Origin of the sequence: Microcoleus sp. N3A4, from assembly GCF_036701805.1 — a bacterium.
GTDB lineage: Bacteria > Cyanobacteriota > Cyanobacteriia > Cyanobacteriales > Microcoleaceae > Microcoleus.
In genome coordinates this window covers 1-1,354 of the sequence record NZ_JAUBRJ010000182.1, presented here as the reverse complement: position 1 = coordinate 1,354, position 1,354 = coordinate 1, and the positions used below count along the sequence as shown (strand labels likewise).

Genomic DNA, 1,354 nt, shown 5'->3' with positions numbered 1-1,354 from the left:
CCGACTGCTGTTCCTTATATTTTACAATCATTTCATCAGGATTTAATTGTGAAACATCCAGCACATTAGTAGCTAAGGAATGAAAATTTAATAACTTTAGCGTCTGCTAAATACTCGGAACTGCACGATAATTCCATTTGGGCAGATATTCATCAAAAATAATTTTCATTGTTTCTTTAAATCCATTAGCTACTTTTCGACCAGTTTCATAAATTTTATCAATCACATTTACTACGACAGAAAGCCCGGTTTTAGTATGCGTTTTTGCCATGAGTTTTTTCACTAACTCAAGAGAAGTAAAAATCACTCCTTGACAGGCTCTAGTTACGTGAGGAAACAAACGATGTTCGATCGGATTATATTTCGAGGTATAGGGAGGATAGTGTGCGATTCTAATTTCTATCCCTAGCTCGTCAACTAACTTTTGTAAATCTGATTTAAATATGTGATGATTAGAATTGTTACTACCACCTCCATCGCATTTTATTAAAATTGAATCGGCTTGAGGATAGATAAATTTTCCGTAATTAACCCACCATAATTTAATCGATTCACAAGCAAATTCACTCGTATCTTTACTGATTCCCAGGTTTAAATATCCTCGGTTGTGTTGCAGATCATAAATTCCATGAGGCACTACTTTTCCGTCAGCTAGACTCCAAAAATCATGGTCAAATGTCGTAACAACTTCGGTAGTATATAGACTGCCTGCTCGATATAAATTTCCAATAAATTCCTTCTTCTTGGTGTCCATACGCTCCAATTGGATTTCCCTGTGACTCATACTCAGCAGTAATTTTGGCAAGATTCTCAAATTGTTCATTCCGATTTTTTGTGATTCCGGTTGTTTGTTGTTTTTGAGCTTTGCGTTTCACATATCCATGTTTTTTTAACAGTTTTTTAACGACTGTTGTACTGACTATTGTTTCCTGAGCCTTCAGACCTTCAACGATTTGTTGATGGGTAAGATTTGTCCATTTAATTTGATCGGACATTGGATCTCCGGCTGTGTGGTTTTTTAAGACTTCTAAAAAACGCTCATAAAAATCAGGTATCTGAGAATCCCTAGTTTTTCTTCCTCCCCCTCTTCGGCGAATTCTCTTTTGATTCCTGCTGTGTTCTGATTCACTTTTTAACTCCTTAATGCCCTTGGCTATTGTATTTCTGTCTACTCCCAAAACTCGGGCTATGTAAATAATTCCACCACCAAGTTTTACCGCTTCTATCGCTGCATATTTTCTTTGGTCTTTTTCAGATAAAGACTGATGATGTTTGATCATTAAAGCAGTAATTTCGTCTGAGTAATACATAAATTAAGTTAGTAAGAAATGATTCAAATCAACAAATCATCAGC

Annotated in this window: 2 protein-coding genes; both read right to left on the bottom strand. The window is 35.7% G+C overall.

Annotated features, from left to right (window positions below; all coding sequences use genetic code 11):
* Positions 1 to 106: 106 nt before the first annotated feature.
* Positions 107 to 754: an ISAzo13 family transposase gene (locus QUA56_RS36610; protein ID WP_333368921.1), complete on the bottom strand. Its 648-nt coding sequence runs from the start codon at positions 752 to 754 to the stop codon at positions 107 to 109.
* On the bottom strand, positions 672 to 1,310 hold the full coding sequence (locus tag QUA56_RS36605) for an ISAzo13-like element transposase-related protein (protein ID WP_333368919.1): 639 nt from the start codon (positions 1,308 to 1,310) through the stop codon (positions 672 to 674). Before QUA56_RS36605 ends, QUA56_RS36610 begins: the two co-directional genes overlap by 83 nt.
* Positions 1,311 to 1,354 lie beyond the last annotated feature (44 nt).

Bases quoted from the DNA above. Each gene is read 5' to 3' on its own strand.
- QUA56_RS36605 (WP_333368919.1), bottom strand. From the start codon at position 1,310: ATGTATTACTCAGACGAAATTACTGCTTTAATGATCAAACATCATCAG.
- QUA56_RS36610 (WP_333368921.1), bottom strand. From the start codon at position 754: ATGGACACCAAGAAGAAGGAATTTATTGGAAATTTATATCGAGCAGGC.